General features: G+C 42.2%; 16 protein-coding genes and 1 pseudogene. 9 read left to right on the top strand and 8 right to left on the bottom strand.

Features of this window, described 5'->3' with window-relative positions:
- The first annotated feature begins 1,495 nt into the window (after positions 1 to 1,495).
- Both AACT52_RS01250 and AACT52_RS01245 read left to right on the top strand, forming a co-directional pair.
- A complete protein-coding gene (locus tag AACT52_RS01250) occupies positions 1,496 to 1,816 on the top strand; it encodes an RNA recognition motif domain-containing protein (RefSeq protein WP_073629028.1) in 321 nt (106 codons plus the stop codon).
- Positions 1,817 to 2,105: 289 nt separating this feature from the next.
- Positions 2,106 to 3,653: an NAD(P)H-quinone oxidoreductase subunit N gene (locus tag AACT52_RS01245; RefSeq protein ID WP_073629026.1), complete on the top strand. Its 1,548-nt coding sequence runs from the start codon at positions 2,106 to 2,108 to the stop codon at positions 3,651 to 3,653.
- 226 nt (positions 3,654 to 3,879) lie between these two features.
- On the opposite strand, the gene AACT52_RS01240 is transcribed toward AACT52_RS01245, so the two are convergent.
- Together AACT52_RS01240 and AACT52_RS01235 are read right to left on the bottom strand one after the other, a co-directional pair.
- The gene (locus AACT52_RS01240) at positions 3,880 to 5,655 is read right to left on the bottom strand and encodes a sensor histidine kinase (protein WP_073629024.1); all 1,776 of its coding nucleotides are present in this window, start codon (positions 5,653 to 5,655) and stop codon (positions 3,880 to 3,882) included.
- A gap of 1,229 nt (positions 5,656 to 6,884) precedes the next feature.
- A complete protein-coding gene (locus tag AACT52_RS01235) occupies positions 6,885 to 7,457 on the bottom strand; it encodes a response regulator (protein WP_073629022.1) in 573 nt (190 codons plus the stop codon).
- A 200-nt stretch (positions 7,458 to 7,657) separates the two neighbouring features.
- Between AACT52_RS01235 and lipA the strand changes: the two genes are divergently transcribed.
- Positions 7,658 to 8,563, top strand: a complete 906-nt coding sequence (gene lipA / locus AACT52_RS01230) for a lipoyl synthase (protein ID WP_073629020.1) — start codon at positions 7,658 to 7,660, stop codon at positions 8,561 to 8,563.
- 227 nt (positions 8,564 to 8,790) lie between these two features.
- Positions 8,791 to 8,955, top strand: coding sequence for a photosystem I protein PsaX (locus tag AACT52_RS01225; protein WP_073629018.1), 165 nt, complete (start codon positions 8,791 to 8,793; stop codon positions 8,953 to 8,955).
- 103 nt (positions 8,956 to 9,058) lie between these two features.
- On the opposite strand, the gene AACT52_RS01220 is transcribed toward AACT52_RS01225, so the two are convergent.
- On the bottom strand, positions 9,059 to 9,925 hold the full coding sequence (locus tag AACT52_RS01220) for a branched-chain amino acid ABC transporter permease (RefSeq protein WP_073629016.1): 867 nt from the start codon (positions 9,923 to 9,925) through the stop codon (positions 9,059 to 9,061).
- Between the two features lie 108 nt (positions 9,926 to 10,033).
- Between AACT52_RS01220 and larE the strand changes: the two genes are divergently transcribed.
- A complete protein-coding gene (gene larE, locus AACT52_RS01215) occupies positions 10,034 to 10,864 on the top strand; it encodes an ATP-dependent sacrificial sulfur transferase LarE (protein WP_073629014.1) in 831 nt (276 codons plus the stop codon).
- A 24-nt stretch (positions 10,865 to 10,888) separates the two neighbouring features.
- Complete coding sequence (locus AACT52_RS01210) at positions 10,889 to 11,518, top strand: Uma2 family endonuclease (protein ID WP_073629012.1); 630 nt, start codon at positions 10,889 to 10,891, stop codon at positions 11,516 to 11,518.
- A 31-nt stretch (positions 11,519 to 11,549) separates the two neighbouring features.
- Here the strand turns inward: AACT52_RS01210 and AACT52_RS01205 are convergent, their stop codons facing one another.
- The 3 genes and pseudogenes from AACT52_RS01205 to AACT52_RS01200 all read right to left on the bottom strand — a co-directional run bounded on the left by AACT52_RS01205 (position 11,550) and on the right by AACT52_RS01200 (position 13,208).
- Complete coding sequence (locus tag AACT52_RS01205) at positions 11,550 to 11,753, bottom strand: DUF6887 family protein (protein ID WP_073629010.1); 204 nt, start codon at positions 11,751 to 11,753, stop codon at positions 11,550 to 11,552.
- A pseudogene (locus AACT52_RS41135) lies at positions 11,743 to 11,832 on the bottom strand (DUF6888 family protein); the annotation flags it as partial. The pseudogene AACT52_RS41135 and the gene AACT52_RS01205, both read right to left, overlap by 11 nt.
- 98 nt (positions 11,833 to 11,930) lie before the next feature.
- Positions 11,931 to 13,208, bottom strand: a complete 1,278-nt coding sequence (locus AACT52_RS01200; RefSeq protein ID WP_073629008.1) for an aliphatic sulfonate ABC transporter substrate-binding protein — start codon at positions 13,206 to 13,208, stop codon at positions 11,931 to 11,933.
- Positions 13,209 to 13,692: 484 nt separating this feature from the next.
- Between AACT52_RS01200 and AACT52_RS01195 the strand changes: the two genes are divergently transcribed.
- From AACT52_RS01195 to AACT52_RS01185, 3 genes are all read left to right on the top strand, one after another.
- Positions 13,693 to 14,367 (top strand): cadmium resistance transporter, encoded by a 675-nt coding sequence (locus AACT52_RS01195; protein ID WP_073629006.1) that lies wholly within the window; start codon positions 13,693 to 13,695, stop codon positions 14,365 to 14,367.
- 209 nt (positions 14,368 to 14,576) lie between these two features.
- Positions 14,577 to 15,281: a cadmium resistance transporter gene (locus tag AACT52_RS01190; protein WP_073629004.1), complete on the top strand. Its 705-nt coding sequence runs from the start codon at positions 14,577 to 14,579 to the stop codon at positions 15,279 to 15,281.
- A 124-nt stretch (positions 15,282 to 15,405) separates the two neighbouring features.
- Positions 15,406 to 16,029: a hypothetical protein gene (locus tag AACT52_RS01185; protein ID WP_073629273.1), complete on the top strand. Its 624-nt coding sequence runs from the start codon at positions 15,406 to 15,408 to the stop codon at positions 16,027 to 16,029.
- Between the two features lie 18 nt (positions 16,030 to 16,047).
- Here the strand turns inward: AACT52_RS01185 and AACT52_RS01180 are convergent, their stop codons facing one another.
- Both AACT52_RS01180 and AACT52_RS01175 read right to left on the bottom strand, forming a co-directional pair.
- Entirely contained in the window at positions 16,048 to 16,293 is a 246-nt protein-coding gene (locus AACT52_RS01180; RefSeq protein WP_083630127.1) for a DUF5615 family PIN-like protein, read from the bottom strand.
- Positions 16,290 to 16,520 (bottom strand): DUF433 domain-containing protein, encoded by a 231-nt coding sequence (locus AACT52_RS01175; RefSeq protein WP_073629002.1) that lies wholly within the window; start codon positions 16,518 to 16,520, stop codon positions 16,290 to 16,292. The genes AACT52_RS01180 and AACT52_RS01175 overlap by 4 nt, the downstream gene beginning before the upstream one ends.
- Positions 16,521 to 16,685 lie beyond the last annotated feature (165 nt).

Raw genomic sequence — 16,685 nt, 5'->3', positions numbered from 1 at the left:
CGAGCGCGTCTATGCCTGCGGCACGCTGCGCGAACAGACCTTCCTAGGAAACACGACTCATGCACCTTCGCTTTATTCCATTACCGCCTTGGGGTTACTTGAATCGGTGTACTTTTGTAATGTACTTTCGATGGGACAATTACCCTTACGGGTTCGCCATGTACCTCCAAGGAGGGAGACCCTCCTTCAGTACTGGCTTACCATCTCAACTTGTTCACCCCAACGGGAGAGCCAGTTCCCTGGGCGTGGGAAACCCGCCGATGACTGACTGGACTCACCTGTACGCGTAATGTTTTGCTCCCTAGAGCCTCCCAATAGGGGTTTAGTTAGCCTGGACAAAGTTATCAGTCGGCACTTATCAAAGACACTAGCTTAACCCAATAAACTTGTTTAATCTCTGATTTCTAGAGCTACAGACTGGCTGCGCATCCGTAGGTAGGAACTTTAACACTTGCTGATAACGTAGTACACTTCGGTACGCGCGTCGGGTCAACTATCGTCTTTAGACTTTAGGCGCTTAAGCAAGCGTGTCTTTAGACCTGGGTTGTTGACCATAAACAAAGCTTGCTCACCAAGAGCATAACTGCATTTCTATTCTTTAGGGTAGGTGGATAGTACGAATGAGAGCGCGAATACGAGCCGCAAGGTTGGCGCTATGTTGCAGACTCAAACGCGAGCAATACCCATGCTCGATGCCCCCATGCCCCAAGAAATGGCTGGCGGCTTTCCTCCCCACCCCTCCTAGGAGGGATGGGGAGGAAAGCCGTTTCTTTTGTTAAGTTGTTCAAAAAATACGCCAAGAGGGAGAAAAATACAAAATACAAATAGATTCCAAAAATAAGAGACTGTTTCTAGGCTGCGTTAGTCGCATTTTTTTGTTAACAGTAGAAATTACCTAACTATTGCGCCGCTATGCACTGCTATCTGCAAGAGGCTTACACTTCATTTTAGATTTCTGGTAGTCATGCACTCTATAAAAAATAGAGCCTCATGTCGGTGTTGAGTTTATTTCCTCATTAAAAATCACTTGCATTGTTCGCGGGATATATTCACGCCTTACCTATTCCACCTAATATCAAATCACGCGCTCAAGGCAATGAATTCAGTGAATTGGGGAATTGCTGGGGTGAAAATTTTATCTAGCAACCTTATTTTGTTTATTTTATTTTCAAATTTAAAATAAGTTAATACTCATTCCCTTATCTTTGCTATATGAGAGTAAGCTCAACCTAAAAAACAATATTGAAATGATTTATAAAAGTCATCTACCCTAAGAAATATTTAAGGAAGTGATATATGGCTGAGAAAATATAGTAATTAGTGATACATTTTATAAAAATCAAGTCCTAAGGACAGATTTAACCTTTCTTTAAGAAAAGTTGTGTTAGGATAAATATGGAGAAGAAAATTCGGCGATTCTGACCTTGTTATTATCAATAACTGCAAGCGGCTCTCCGGATAGATGTCTCTTGTATATAGGATTCTGGAGAGTTTCATGTCAATTTACGTAGGTAACCTGTCCTACAGCGTCACACAGGACGACCTCACCAAAGTATTTTCTGAGTATGGTACTGTAACGCGAGTTCAACTACCCACAGACCGGGAAACAGGACGCGCGCGTGGCTTTGGTTTCGTAGAAATGGAATCAGAAGCCGCAGAAAATGCTGCCATTAATGCTCTAGACGGTGCTGAGTGGATGGGTCGTGTTATGAAAGTCAATAAAGCAAGACCACGGGAGGAAAAAAGTACTCGCTCTAGCAGCGGTAGCTGGGGCGGCAGAAGTAACACCAGTGGATATTCTAGTAGACGCTATTAAGGCTTGAAGTTATTGATTAATCAAGCTTCAGAGCTATTGCCAAAAAGCACAAAAAGCATTTGCAGGCACGAAACTTAATATGCTACAGAAATAGCAGTTCATCAAAGAACTGTTTCTGGAGTATTGTATGCAAGCAGATCGGTAGTAGACCGATCTGCTTAATTGTATGAGAACAACTTTTAGTTAGTTTTAGTTAGTTTTATTTTGGCTTTTAAATCGCAGCGGGTAAAAGACAATAGAATGAACACAGTTAGACCTGAATGTGTGATAGCCAGAACCTATACAGCTCATGGATTTTGCTAATCTTGCATCCCAGTTGAATGCTGGAACGATTCTCCCTGAGGGAATTGTGATTGTCACCCTCTTGGGGGTTTTGATTGTTGATTTGATTTTAGGGCGGACATCCTCGCGCTGGATTGGATATCTAGCAATTGCAGGTTTATTCGCTTCTATCGTCGCCCTGTTCTTTGAATGGGAGAATACAAACCCCATCTCCTTTGGCGGTGCCTTTAATGGTGATGACCTGAGTATCGTCTTTCGCGGTATTGTTGCCTTATCTGCCGTTGTCACCATTTTGATGTCGATTCGCTACGTCGAACAAAGTGGTACCGCTTTAGCCGAATTCATAGCGATTTTGCTAACTGCGACCTTGGGAGGAATGTTTCTATCAGGGGCTGGAGAGTTGGTGATGATTTTCATCTCTCTAGAAACCCTAAGTATTTCCTCTTATTTGCTCACAGGTTACACCAAGCGTGACCCCCGCTCTAACGAAGCGGCGCTGAAATACCTGTTGATTGGCGCTTCGAGTACAGCAGTATTTTTGTATGGAGTTTCGCTGCTGTACGGTTTATCGGGTGGACAGACTGAACTGAGTGCGATCGCCAATGGAATTGCCATATCTGGTTTTGGTCAATCTCTAGGGTTGGTAATTGCTCTGGTTTTTGTGGTTGCAGGTATTGGCTTCAAAATCTCCGCTGCACCATTCCACCAATGGACACCAGACGTTTATGAAGGCGCACCCACTCCCGTGATTGCCTTTTTATCAGTCGGTTCCAAAGCAGCTGGATTTGCCTTAGCCATTCGCTTGCTGACAACAGCCTTCCCCTTGGTTGCTAACGAATGGAAGTTTGTCTTCACCGCCCTCGCTGTCCTAAGTATGGTGTTGGGTAACGTAGTCGCCCTTGCCCAAACCAGCATGAAACGGATGCTGGCTTACTCTTCCATCGGTCAAGCCGGGTTCGTCATGATTGGCTTAGTTGCTGGGACACAAGCAGGATATGCCAGCATGGTCTTCTACCTGCTAGTCTACCTGTTCATGAATCTGTGCGGCTTTACCTGCGTGATTCTGTTCTCCCTGCGAACAGGAACTGACCAAATTGTGGAATACTCTGGTTTGTACCAGAAAGACCCGCTTTTGACTTTGGGCTTGAGCATTTCCCTGCTGTCCTTAGGTGGTATTCCGCCACTTGCTGGATTCTTCGGTAAGATTTACTTGTTCTGGGCTGGTTGGCAGGCTGGAGAATACGGGTTAGTCTTGCTGGGGTTAGTGACCACGGTCGTCTCGATCTACTACTACATTCGTGTGGTTAGGATGATGGTGGTTAAAGAACCTCATGAAATGTCGGACGTGGTGAAGAATTATCCTGAAGTGCGTTGGAATTTGCCTGGGTATAGACCTTTGCAGGTGGGATTGGTAGCGACATTAATCGCCACTTCCATCGCTGGGATTTTGTCAAATCCGTTATTTACACTGGCGAACAATTCCATCGCTCATACGGCAATTTTGCAACCGACAACGGTTGTGACCACTCAAGTGAGTGCAATGAACAACGAGTAAGTTAGTTTTGTGTTGGTAGCTGCGCACAAGCGCAACTACCAGCCCAATTATTCACTATTAGCATTGACCAAAAAAGACCATAGACTAGGGACTCAGTAGTCAGAATAATAAAAGGGATTGGGGATTAGGGATTAGGGATTAATGCTTTAGTCGTGTATGTAAAACCTCAACTGTCGTGCGCCGTCAGCCCCCCTACATAATGGATAATTTATTTTTTGGTACTTTTTTATGAGGATACCCAACTGTGTTCTGTGTTCTGCGTTCTTCTTAAAGGAATTTTAATGATAAATTCTGCGCCTTGTCCTGGAATGGAGTGACAGCTAAGTTCTCCCCCATGTTTTTCTACTACAATTTGATGACTTATTGATAGCCCTATTCCAGTGCCTTTACCCACAGGTTTGGTGGTAAAAAAGGGGTCAAATAATTTTGAGCATACTTCCCCATTTATTCCAGGACCATTATCAGCAATACTAATAATTACCCATTTGTCATTGAGCACTTGAGTGCGAATGTGAATCGTAGGGATTGCAGATTGGTCATTCTTATTCCCTATTCCTTCTTGCAGCGCATCAATGGCATTGGCAATGATATTCATAAACACTTGGTTAAGTTGACCAAAATAGCAATCAAGTAAAGGAAGTTGACCGTATTCTTTGATAACTTTGATTTTTGGATACTTGTCCGTTGCTTGCAATCGGTGTTCCAAAATCATTAAGGTACTGTCTATAGCTGTGTGAATATCAACCTTTTTTTCTACTGCATGCTCAACACGAGAGAAGGTTCGCAGTGACTGAACAATTTCCTTAATTCGCTCTGTTCCTATTGTCATAGAATTAAAGATTTTATTCAAGTCCTGGGTCAAAAAGTCGAGTTCAATTGAATCGATGACTTCTTGAATTTCTTGTGGAGGATTTGGATAATATTGTTGATAGAGCCGCACTAATTTCAGCAAATCTTGCGTATAGCCTAACGCATGGTAGACATTGCCATGAATAAAGTTGATCGGGTTGTTAATTTCATGAGCAATACCAGCAACTAACTGTCCCAAACTGGACATTTTGTCAGTATGAATGAGTTGAATTTGAGTTTTTTGCAGCTTATCTAAAGTTTTCTGAAGATGCGTAATAGCTTTTTCAAGGCGGTCAGATTGGGTTTTTGTAGATTGCTCGGAAACATCCAACAATTGAGTTAATGTGGCAATTTGCGAGTTGAGACGCCCAATAGTTTCATCTTGAGGAGTTGTCTTTGTGTTCTCATTCGTAACGTATTGGCTATGAGTGCTGAAAATCCTACCACTATCAAAGGGGAGAATTGCCATTTTAACGTTTAATGCAAGTGGACGCAATAAATCAACAGTTGTCCGAGGAATTGCAACCTTCAAAAACATGAGAACGGCAAACATATTCCCTGAAGGCAATAATCCCCCAAACCCTACCACAGACTTAACCTTAAACGGAACCACAAAGCTCCTTTGTGAGGGAATGTAAGGACTACCCAAAGCATCAGGGACGTAAAAAACGTTATACATCCGCTGTTCTAAATCAGTGATTAAATTAGGGTCTGGTTGCACGACAGTACCAGGATTTAACCCTAGTTGCTGGATGAGTTGGGAAATCATTGGGATACGAGCGATCGCCTCTTCGCTCTTTAGGGGAATTGCCTTATGTTCTACAGATTTGTGCCGCGAGTTCCATTCTGCTACTTCCCCAGCAGTTGCCAATAAAGTTAAGCATTTAAGACCATCAGGAACTGTAATATTACCTAATATGAAACGAGCATCTTCTTGTAAATCAAGTGGTAGTTCTCCATAAGAATGAGTTTTAAAAAAACGGACAAGCACACAGGTTCTTTCACTATTTTTTGTATCAATTATATGATTATATAAATACTCAATAATTATCCGACTTACATCTTCCATGCTGTTAGCTTTATCGCTTAGGGAGCGAATAGCTAAACCGCATTCTGACATATCTCTCAAAGTCATTTTTTGTAAGTCAAACATTATTTCAATCCAATTTCTTATCTAGAAATAATTTGTGATTAAGCCAGATAATTTTAGTTTTTTTATTGAAATGTATCAGAACCACTGATAATTTGCTTTGTTGACAGCATCAATAGTATTTCTCAAAACATAGCTGCTTCACCATTTATAGCAGTAGCAACTTCAAAGTCTGTGTTCGTCAATGACTTTAAGATTATTTCTAGATTACCAGGAGTATCATTCCCGACTGAAATTATATTTTTCTATGAAATTCATTGTTTTTCATTTATGGCTTTATATTTTGGCTGATTAAATTATGAATCTTTTCTGGATAATAACTCGCTACACAAACCACAAAATTTCGTACAACCGATTGAGGAACAAAAAAGGGCAAAACATTTCGGTTTCGCTAGGTTAATGGTCGTTTTCAAGTGAGAACAGAGTAGTTTACGGCTCTTTCGGGGAAAGCTTCAGTAAGCCGAGATTAATATTGGAGGTTCATTTCATATTTTTTATTCAATTAATATATTTCCTGAGTATTATTTTTCTCACCCCTTCAAATTATGTTTGTAGTAATGCCTAAATTGGCATCTGTCCTAAGTAGGAAATGCTGTCTAGAGGCTAATCAGTATATTCTGAGCTTTTACTAAAGTACAGAATTTCTGATATCTAAATAAAAATACTTAACATTACAGAGACTTCCATGACTTCGATTTATTATGTATACCTATGAAGATATACTAAAAATATAATATATTGGAATTCACTTACCCTAAGCTACTATATGCAGTCTCGAAACTAGAAACCTAGGTAATGACGGATATTTTTAAATAGAAAAATAAAAAAAATTGCCAAAAAAAGTTTTGGATAAACAAAAATATCGTTAAACACCACGAACATTAACAGAAGACTTGATTATAACACTGCATGGAGCTTGCAGGCGATAGTAAGTTTTGTCTACAAACCTTATTTCCAACCGTCTTTACACAATTTTCAGTCAATAGCCTAAACAACAAAAAAGCCTGCGTGACTCCACAAGCAGACAGCCTTGGAAGGTCTTTGCTCCGCTTGAGAATAAATTCGGGCAGGCTAAGTGGTTTAACCATACATATACATCGTTCAGCTTCTACTAAGTAGGTCTGATAAATAAAGTTAACTCGTTCAAACTGTCATTAGTCATTATTGATTGGCAAGAGCTTCAAGCGTTTTTACATTTCTTAACGTAGTTCTGTTTTTTTCTACTTATCTACTTATGTGATTTTCTGTTTAATAAAGGTGATCACCTGAGCTAACTGTTTCTTCAAACTATCTATTTCTGCCTGCATTTTGGCAATTTTCTCATTTAATACCTGAATCTCAGCAGTTGATGCTCCTCCAGCATCAGAGGTGGCTGAAGCAGCACTATTTGCAGCTGCTGCTAAGAGTTGATTTGGTTCTTGGCGCGGCTGTTTAGCCTTTGTCATTGCTGACTTAATTGCGTCAATGAGTTGCTTTTGGTCAAAAGGCTTTCCGAGAAATTCAAAATATTCAAAGGGTTCTGGTATTTTCTCCGTCACCTCTTCTTTACGACCAGAGATAATGACCAGGGGGATTTTCCTGAGAGCCGGTTGGGATTGAATCTCTTGAAAAACTTCCCAACCACTCATTTTAGGCAGTAGGAAATCCAGCATGATCAGGCTAAGTTTTTCCTGACGGATTAAATTCAATCCTTCTAGACCATCTTTTGCTTCCAATACCTCGAAGTTGCCGGGTGGCAACATTTCTCGTACTTTTACCCTGACAACTGTAGTGTCATCGATAACTAAAATTTTGTGACTTGCCACGACTGTTTGCTCTAATAAAAACTTTAGGTTGAGTTGGTAATTTTGCCATGTAATGCCAAGAATTCTCCCACTATACTCAATGTTTCTTTGAATCGGGGGAGAGTAATTTCTAGGAGAAATGACAGTATTTGATGTGTTCTGTCGAACTTCAGCGGCTGAATTTGTGTCATGGTGATATTTAAGGCAAGATTGAAAGATAAATGACTTCTTCACAACAGGAACAACTTAAGTCTGAAATTACGGCAATGCCAAGGTGGTTGCGTCGCCCAATTGGCAAAGCCAGCGAACTTTCTACAGTACAACGTATTATCAAACAGCGCCAAATTCATACAATTTGCGAAGAAGGACGCTGTCCCAACCGGGGGGAGTGCTACTCCCAAAAAACAGCAACTTTCTTACTTATGGGCGCTACTTGCACCAGGTCTTGCGCTTTTTGTCAAGTAGATAAAGGTCATGCGCCCATGCCTCTTGACCTTGAGGAACCGCAAAAGGTGGCACAAGCCGTGCAGCTTTTAGGATTACGTTATGTTGTGCTGACTTCTGTGGCACGAGATGACTTGCCAGATAAAGGTGCAGGTCATTTTGTCAAGACAATGGAAACGATCCGCAAGTTTAGCCCAGAAACTCAAATTGAGGTGTTGACACCAGATTTTTGGGGTGGTGCGGGTGCTGGAGAGCAAGGTCAACGCGAGCGTATATATGAAGTTGTGCAGGCGAAACCAGCTTGTTACAATCACAATATTGAGACAGTACGGCGGTTACAAGGACCAGTGCGCCGGGGAGCGAAGTACGCTCGCTCGCTCTTTGTCCTGCAAGTTGTCAAAGAAATCGATTCTTCCATTCCCACGAAGTCAGGTCTGATGCTGGGACATGGGGAAACACTGGAGGAAGTCATAGAGACAATGGCGGATCTGCGCAAGGTGGAGTGCGATCGCATCACAATTGGTCAGTATATGCGCCCTTCCTTGGAACATTTGCCCGTCCAAAAATATTGGACACCAGAAGAATTCGATGAATTAGGCACAATAGCACGGGAAATGGGATTTAGCCATGTCCGTTCTGGTCCTCTCGTTCGCAGTTCCTATCACGCAGGAGTTGAGGACTAAGGGGGAACAAATTATCCCCTCTCAGTAATAAAAGCTGCTCCTCTTCCCTCCCCTAAAAGGGGAGGGTTAGGGAGAGGTGGAGAGGGGTAGGGCAGAGGTCCGTTACGTTTGTTCGCCAACAGTATTAGTTGTGGTGCAAAATCCTCAAAAATATTCTTAAAGAATCTGGCTATATATGACGGCTCTTTGGTATTTGTTAATAAGTCTTTAAAATAGGAGAGAACAGAATGACTACTGAAGCCAAGTTCGCAGCTGCTAACAAAAAAGTAGGCACAGATGTTGCCAAAACCGGGGCTAAGCCTCCTTATACCTTTCGCACCGCAATCAGCCTTCTTCTACTAGCAGGGAACATCCTGGTGGCAGCGATTTACTTCCATCTGATTAATCCATAATTGTCATTTTCATGGCATTGGGGATTGGGGACTGGTTAGCGGTACTTTTTCACAACTAACAATTCCCACTCCCGAATCCCGAATCTCTGTGTTCTGGTGCTGCTTAAATTGTGCTTCTGAACAAACCTTTGGGACGAACAAGCAGCACCAAAATCATAAGTAACAGCGCCACCCCTTGTTTGTACTGAGAACCTAGGAAAAGAGTGCTGGCTTCCTGGGCAATTCCGATGATAAAAGCCGCTACGATCGCACCGTAGGGGTTGCCAATTCCTCCCAAAATGATTGAGGCAAATAAAGGTAAAATTAAGAACCAACCCATATTTGGTCGGACGGCTGTCAGCAAGCCATACATACTGCCGCCTAAAGATGTCAGAGTACCGGCAATCACCCAAGTCCAAAGGACAACTCTGTCTACATTGATACCAGAAACCCGAGCTAAATCCAAATCGTCAGCAACTGCTCGCATTGCCTTGCCAATTTTGGTATTTTGCAAAAGGTAGTGCAGTATCACAATTGCTAACACTGCCAGGAACAGAACCAACAATTGATTTTGTGGGACTTTCACGCCCAGAATATCCATAGCAGGGGTGACAGGTAAATTGTAAGTTTTGTTACTACCGCCCCAGATCAGGATAATGCCATTGCGAAGGAATAAGGCAAGCCCGATAGAGATAATAATAAAAGTGGTGGAAGTCGCACGGATAGAGCGCATTCGCGACCAGAGTAACTTTTCAGACAACAGCATCGCTGCTACTGTGCCAATCGCAGCCACTACCATAGACAGCCAAATATTGACACCAAAGGTATTAACCAGCAGCGTCAGATAAGCCCCCAATGTCACAAAGTCACCGTGAGCAAAGTTAGATAACCGTAAAATTCCATTGATAAGCGTGAGTCCAACTGCTGCTAAAGCAATAATGCTCCCCACAGCAATACCGTTAACTATTAATTGAGCAAATTGTGCATTCATAATCTTTACTTAGTTTTCAGTCATTACAGCATAGAAATTCCCTAATTCCTTGATTGCCTCCCTAAAATGGAATTCATGGGGTGCTATGCCGTTTCGGCAAGATTGGAAATGATGCTAACAGAAAAACTTGAGCAACTAAAAGCGTTATTTGTAGAAATGGAGCAGGCAATGATCGCCTACTCAGGTGGCGTTGATAGCACATTGGTAGCCAAAATTGCTTATGATGTGTTGGGCGATCGCGCTTTGGCTGTGACGGCTGTTTCTCCCTCACTATTACCAGAAGAGTTGGAAGACGCCTCCATTCAAGCAGCAACTATTGGGATTTCTCATCAAATCATAAAAACCCACGAGATGGAAAATCCCAATTACACCTCCAACCCTGTGAACCGCTGTTATTTTTGTAAAAGTGAACTCCACGACACTCTCAAACCCTTGGCTATCAAATTGGGTTATCCATACGTGGTGGATGGAGTGAATGCTGATGACTTACATGATTATCGCCCAGGAATTCAGGCGGCAAAAGAAAGAGGTGCGCGATCGCCCTTAGCAGAAGTCGGTATCACCAAAGCTGAAGTCCGCCAAATTTCCAAAGAACTCGGTTTACCTTGGTGGGATAAACCTGCACAACCTTGCCTAAGTTCACGCTTTCCTTACGGCGAAGAGATTACCGTAGCCAAGCTGCAACGAGTCGGTAGGGCAGAAATATACTTGCGAAAGTTGGGTTATCAGAATTTGCGCGTGCGTTCCGAAGGAGAGACAGCACGAATTGAATTACCACCAGAACAAATCAAAGAGTTTGTGCTGAAGATTGATTTGCCATCTGTTGTTTCCGCTTTTCAAGAGTTTGGTTTTCTCTACGTCACATTAGATTTAGAAGGTTATCGCAGCGGTAAGTTAAATCAAGTGTTGAATCGAGAAACTTTAGGCGTTAAAGCATAAAATACTAGAGGCGATCAGGTCTAGATGAATACTGTAATTACACCAGAAAGAATCGAGTTGCCTCCTGGCGCTGTCTTGAAACTCTTGGGAAACTGGCAAGACTACCAAAGGCTGCTCTTACAGTTGGGCGATCGCACTGTTCCTCGCATCAAATATCGACATCATGAGATTTTGTTGATGGCTCCTTTACCTGAGCATGGGAAAAAGGCAAGTTTACTTGCATTGGTAGTGATAACTCTGCTTGACCACTTAAACCGAGTATACGACTCATTTACACCCATCACTATGAGCTTGAGCGAAGTCAGCGGCATTGAACCTGACTATTGCTTTTACATTGAGAATTGGCAAAAAGTTCAAGGCAAGGATCGCATCGACTGGCAGAACGATCCTCCGCCTGATTTGGTCATTGAAATAGATGTTACTAGTTATACAGATATCAATGATTATTTACCCTATCGAGTGCCAGAGGTTTGGCTGCTAAAGAATAACCAGTTACTCGTTTATAGATTGCACGGCGAGAGCTACGTACTTGGAGAAAGTAGCTACTTTCCTAACGTTTCAGAAATTGTGCGGCAATGTCTGCAAATTGCAAGTGAGCAGACGACAAGTGAGGCGATTAGGTGGTTAAGAAACTTTCTGCGTGGACAACAGTAGACATAGTTGGCGATGGCGCTAAGCCTAGGTTTCAAACTTCTCCATTAATCTTGCGTCGGAAAACCTCCTCCATTTGTCGCTGTCCTTCTTCGGTGTAGAAAAAGTTGTACCAAGTCGCTTCAGAGTCAGGACTACGGCGATTAAATAAAGCCTCAAGTGCATCCAAATCATCTCGATGTGCAAGCACATATGCTCTCAGTTCTGCCCAAGACATTTTTTCAAAATCAGGTTTCATTGACAAACCTCCAGTTTCCGTCGCGCGCTATCTGAATTTGAATGTTTTCAATAGCCAGAATGTATATCTCTCCTGTTCTGTCATTAAAACAACGTGAGTTCGACGGAACTAAATTTTACTCCAGTCAGTTAACGAAGAATCTTCGCTCTTGTAGCGCGATGGAGTGTCAGTGTCGAATTAATAAGTCCAGTTTTGCTTGGTCTGCAAGCTATAGGTTCCATCTTTCACATTTATCCGCTCAGGAATCAGATTTAAATCTCTAAACATATTTGCCTGGTGCTGTAGAGCAGTCAGCGATTGGTCGTCAATCGGGATGATGGCACGTTCCGCACTATGTTGCTGTAAAGTTTCTACGATGGATGGATCAATTTGATGGTTCTGGGCTAATCGTTGAGCCGCTTCTAATTCCTGTCTCTTAGCCAAAGCTCCAGCCTCGTTTACCTCTTCTAAAATCACCTTGAGCAGGTCGGGATAGTCCCGTACCAGCTCTGGAATCGCGTAGTAATAGGTCGGAACTTCTAAAGAGGCTTTGTCAGCAAATATGCTCTCTAGGTCTGCAATCGAGCGCCCTGGGTAAGCGCTTCGGGCAAAAGTTGCTGTGTAGGGAACCCAAATCACCCAAGCATCGACCTCACCCCGGCGGAATGCGGGCAGCGCCTCCGGCTGTGTCAGATAAACTGGCTCAATGTCGCTAAAATCGAGGCCTACTTTTGCCAGCGATCGCACAAGCACATAATGGGAGCTTGAACCTTTATCAAAAGCTATCTTCTTACCCTTCAGGTCTGCCAAGGTCTGAATCGGTGAATCTTCCGGTACCAGAATCGCTTGACCTTTGGGAGCAGTATATTTTTCTTTAGCTACCCGCACAAACACATGATCTGCGGCTTGAGAGAAGATGCTGGCCGTACCACCGCCACCGCAGAAATCAATCGTCCCATTGCTGAGTGCCTCGATCAAAGAAGAAGCTGATAAAAAACTTGACCAAGTGACACTCAGTCCGAACGGCTGCAAACGCCTTTCGAGCAACCCTTGAGTCCGAAGAACTTCCAGATTTGTCATCCCCTCTGGATACCCGATTTTGAGTTGTTTGAGCCGCCGCGCCTGTTCAGCTAAGGGCGTGTTGCTAGATCCAGTAGAAGGTTTAGAAAACCAACGATCCAAAGCTATACAAAAAATTATGCCTCCCACAAATAGTCCCACGGTTTCTAGTAACCGAATTGTCGAATTGTTGGGTATTTTGAACTGATTTAGTAGAGAAGAGGGTGTATTGGCAGATTCAGAAGCAGCAACAGCATGACCGTCAAAAACTAGAGTCAAGACCAAAATCGAGACAAGTCCGATGCAAAATCGAACTGCAAACCTATATGTAGCTGATATACGAGTGGCTGATCTGAGCGACCGTAAGATGTTTTGACCTGTGCGTCTAGGCAGAAGGTCAATCAAACGGCTAATCATGATGACTCCTTTGATAAACATAGGTGATGGACATTGCCGGATGAATTGGAGATAAGAGATAAAGTCAAAGCACCGCTTGATAATTATTTACGCCGACCTACTTAGATCGTCGAAGTCATTCCATAAAAATAATTGATCCTTGGAATCAATGGCGCGTTATATACAAGAATGCAGCCAGAATGTTAGACTTTTTGGGGCTATTTACATAATCTTATTAGGACTTACGCAAATCCTCTATATGTAGGGTGTGTATAGCCTGCGGCATTTAAGAAAAGCGCAGCATAATGCACCATCTCCACTATAAGTAGTTTTACTGCGTAATCCTTGTATTAGAACTAACTAAGTTGAATAAATAAGAAGTCGAGTCACACCCGATGCGCGAAACTGGCGTTCTCATATTAATATTTCTTGATATTGTCGGGATTGCTAAGGTTGAGCGATCCCTAGTTTCGGTCATCAGACAGGTGTTGAGTGAGGAATGGTGATGGATTGGTTGATTGCAACAATTAAGATCGGGCTAGCTACTGCTGTGGCAACAACATTTGACGACAATATTTATCTGACCGCCTTCTTCAGTGAGGTTAATCGTACTTTTCGTCCTAAGCATATTGTGGTTGGTGAGATTCTAGGGTTCACGGCATTAGTGATAGTAAGTTTGCTTGGTTTCTTACTTGGTCTAGTAATTCCGTCAACTTGGATTGGTTTACTGGGGATTCTGCCGATACTGATTGGCTTAAACAATTTGCTCAACCTTAATAAGGATGACTCAGCCGAAGATAAGTCAGCTAATCTGAAAAGAAACTCTAGATTTCGAGGATTTGATTCAAGAAAGCGATCGCTCTGGGACGTAATCCGCGATCCCCATACCTATCGCGTCTCTGCGGTCACACTTGCCAACGGTGGTAACAATCTGGGGATCTATATACCCCTGTTTGCCACTAGCTCAATCCAAAATTTGTCCGTAATCATACCAGTTTGCTATTTCATTCTTTTCTGCTGGCTGTTGATGTCCTATAACCTAACTCGCCTACCTGGTATTGCTTTCGTCCTCAGTCGCTATGCTGGCAAGATATTTCCCTTCGTACTAATGTGGCTGGGCTACAGAATTTTGATGGACAGCGAATCCTATCGTCTTTTTCTACCGAAAACTTCACATTGAACTTTTACCAATACGCACAATTTTTCCCATCCTTTTAGCTTAGTTATCTCTAACTTTGGCTAGATGGTTAAATCTGAGAACTGAATCATCGTGAATGTGTATATCCAAGCAATATTTAGTTCTAAGAGTTACTTGTTCCCTTTCAGAGTTTTCACGGCTTTTAACCGGATCATAATTTACAGCAAATTGCCTGGAGCTCTTATAAATAAATGAATGAATTTATTAGTGCAATTACTACTGGAATCACAGCTTTTATCGCCACCAATCTAGATGATTTAGTTATCCTGACATTATTATTCTCTCAGGTGAATGCCACTTTCCGTCCTCAGCATATCGTGATTGGCCAGTACTTGGGATTCTGTACTTTAGTCATTGTCAGCCTAGTTGGTTTTTTGGGAGGTTTAGTATTACCAGCCCATTGGATTGGACTTCTGGGTTTGGTTCCTATCACTATTGGGCTAAATGGTTTACTGAGTTTAAACAGCGATTCTTCATCTCCAAAGGAGTTAGAAACCGAGTCTATTCATGCTTCCATATTTGCTATTTTTCTGTCTCCCCAAACTTATAGTGTGACAGCTATTACCATAGCCAATGGTAGTGATAATGTAGGCATATATATGCCATTGTTTGCTAACACTGTACTTTCTGAGTTGCTGGTAATTATTGGCGTATTTATGTTATTGGTTGGGGTTTGGTGCTACATAGCATACAAGCTGACTTGCCAAAGTGCGATCGCCAATCTCTTAACTCACTATGGCAATAATTTTGTTCCTTTTATCTTGATAGGTTTAGGTGTATTTATTATCTTAGATAGTGCCTCACTTACTCCATTCGTATTGACAGTTATCTGCTTAGTTTTAATGGGCATTATCAAATCAACTCAAAGTCCAAAACTAAAAGTGGAAAATCTGTAATTTAAGGAAGAATATAAAAATTTTTCCAAGTTATTATCTCTGAGTAAAGTAGTAAATAAGTTCTAACTTAAGCATGAAGTTTTTTGTCAATCTAGACATTAGGCTCAAACAAAGTGAGAAAAATATGCAGATTTTAAAAATTGTTCTTGTCGCTCTTGTATTTATCGTTAATTTGATGATTGCTCAACCTTCTTGGGCAGGAAAAGATTTCACCAAAGGGGCTGATTATATTGAGGTAACTCAGGCACTCAATCAACTCCTAGCCGCGAAGGATAGACCAGAGCAAGCTGGCTATACACCTGAGGAATTTCAGCAGCGACTAGCACAATTGCAGTTTCAGAAGAATATTATAGAAACTGCTAAGAAGCGGGCGCAATGCCGTAATGAAACTGGAAAGACGTTGGCAGTTTATGCTAATAAACCGAAAAAATCTCCCACCCAACTCTATTACTTAGCAGCAGGAAAAATCACGGATGATGATTGGGATTGTGATGGGATTTATTTACCCGCAGGTACTTCGGTAGTTCTCAGTCCTAATACTCCAGCACAAGAGTTAACTGAAGCAATAGCCGTTAAGTTTGTTGACGGTACACAATCGGTTGCCAGAGTTGATCCGGCAACTGGTGTGATCGAATTGAATGTTGAACCTGCTAAAGTCTTCAAGGCTGGTGAAAGCGACTGGTTACTCCCAGCATTATCTCAAGCAGAGATTGACACACAAGTTCCTACTCCACAACTCATTGACTAAAACTCTCATTATTTCGTGTCAACTTTGGTTAAAAGGTAATAGACAATAAGGAAATCCCCTAATTTTAATGGGGATTTCCTTATTGCGGATGTATTTGTACCCAATAACAATGATAATTCGTTCTTCGGCTGCAGCTGTTGCGAATACCTCTGTGTCTGAGGCTGCTTGCATTCCGTAGTCACGGACATGGACTGCATCATAACCCGCTTGTCGAAGCCCTTGTGCAACTAGAGACGATAAGGCATTGTCTACCAGAAATTTCATGGATTAATTAACAACGGCAATTCACGTTCAGCAACAGCGAGTGCGGCGTAGTGTAAAGCCTCTCTAATACCTTCCAATTCCAAATCTGGGAAGGCTTGCAAAATTTCATCCTCTCGCATCCCCTCGGCAAACATTCCCACCACAGTAGCTACAGGAATCCGTAACCCTTTGATACAAGGAACACCACCCATTTGATTTGGGTTAACAGTGATGCGGGTAAATTTCATGAGTTTTGAGGATTTTCAATGGTTCTAGATTCAGAATAAGCGATTGGGTGAATGCGATCGCCTTTTACAAAGCAGGAGTGTCAAACACAGACTCACAAGGGTTAGCCTAACAGATGTAACGAGTAGATAGTCACTCATCCGTTACATCCGTCATTGCATTCGTTA

This window comes from Scytonema sp. HK-05, assembly GCF_963872035.1.
Taxonomy (GTDB): Bacteria; Cyanobacteriota; Cyanobacteriia; order Cyanobacteriales; family Nostocaceae; genus Kalymmatonema.
Note: the sequence above shows the minus strand (reverse complement) of the source record. Positions and strands in the feature narration are given on the sequence as shown.

Bases quoted from the DNA above. Each gene is read 5' to 3' on its own strand.
- AACT52_RS01220 (WP_073629016.1), bottom strand. From the start codon at position 9,925: ATGAATGCACAATTTGCTCAATTAATAGTTAACGGTATTGCTGTGGGG.
- AACT52_RS01185 (WP_073629273.1), top strand. From the start codon at position 15,406: ATGCAGATTTTAAAAATTGTTCTTGTCGCTCTTGTATTTATCGTTAAT.
- AACT52_RS01195 (WP_073629006.1), top strand. From the start codon at position 13,693: ATGGATTGGTTGATTGCAACAATTAAGATCGGGCTAGCTACTGCTGTG.
- larE (WP_073629014.1), top strand. From the start codon at position 10,034: ATGATGCTAACAGAAAAACTTGAGCAACTAAAAGCGTTATTTGTAGAA.
- AACT52_RS01200 (WP_073629008.1), bottom strand. From the start codon at position 13,208: ATGATTAGCCGTTTGATTGACCTTCTGCCTAGACGCACAGGTCAAAAC.
- AACT52_RS01190 (WP_073629004.1), top strand. From the start codon at position 14,577: ATGAATGAATTTATTAGTGCAATTACTACTGGAATCACAGCTTTTATC.
- AACT52_RS01210 (WP_073629012.1), top strand. From the start codon at position 10,889: ATGAATACTGTAATTACACCAGAAAGAATCGAGTTGCCTCCTGGCGCT.
- AACT52_RS01180 (WP_083630127.1), bottom strand. From the start codon at position 16,293: ATGAAATTTCTGGTAGACAATGCCTTATCGTCTCTAGTTGCACAAGGG.
- AACT52_RS01240 (WP_073629024.1), bottom strand. From the start codon at position 5,655: ATGTTTGACTTACAAAAAATGACTTTGAGAGATATGTCAGAATGCGGT.
- AACT52_RS01205 (WP_073629010.1), bottom strand. From the start codon at position 11,753: ATGAAACCTGATTTTGAAAAAATGTCTTGGGCAGAACTGAGAGCATAT.
- AACT52_RS01250 (WP_073629028.1), top strand. From the start codon at position 1,496: ATGTCAATTTACGTAGGTAACCTGTCCTACAGCGTCACACAGGACGAC.
- AACT52_RS01175 (WP_073629002.1), bottom strand. From the start codon at position 16,520: ATGAAATTTACCCGCATCACTGTTAACCCAAATCAAATGGGTGGTGTT.
- AACT52_RS01225 (WP_073629018.1), top strand. From the start codon at position 8,791: ATGACTACTGAAGCCAAGTTCGCAGCTGCTAACAAAAAAGTAGGCACA.
- AACT52_RS01245 (WP_073629026.1), top strand. From the start codon at position 2,106: ATGGATTTTGCTAATCTTGCATCCCAGTTGAATGCTGGAACGATTCTC.
- lipA (WP_073629020.1), top strand. From the start codon at position 7,658: ATGACTTCTTCACAACAGGAACAACTTAAGTCTGAAATTACGGCAATG.